Consider the following 264-nt stretch of genomic DNA (forward strand, 5'->3'; position numbering starts at 1 on the left):
GACAATCGCGCCGCTCGCGGTAGCTACCGAGGGCCATTTCGACCAGACCTTCGACGTGAACGTGAAGGGAATGTTCTTTACGGTGCAGAAGGCCCTTCCCCTCTTCAGAGACGGCGGTTCGATCATCCTGAACTCTTCGGTCTCAAACGTGCTCGGGCTTCCGGGATTTACTGCTTACGCCGCGAGTAAGGCGGCTGTACGCAACTTCGCGCGCGGCTGGACTATGGAATTGAAAGACCGCAAGATCCGTGTGAATGCCATGAG

1 protein-coding gene is annotated in these 264 nt (G+C 57.2%); it reads left to right on the forward strand.

The window, feature by feature from the left end:
- A partial coding sequence (locus SB765_RS30590) for an SDR family NAD(P)-dependent oxidoreductase (RefSeq protein ID WP_410932613.1) occupies window positions 1–264 on the forward strand: 264 nt, incomplete at both ends.

It is taken from the genome of Pseudomonas sp. SIMBA_067 (assembly GCF_046534675.1).
GTDB lineage: Bacteria > Pseudomonadota > Gammaproteobacteria > Pseudomonadales > Pseudomonadaceae > Aquipseudomonas > Aquipseudomonas putida.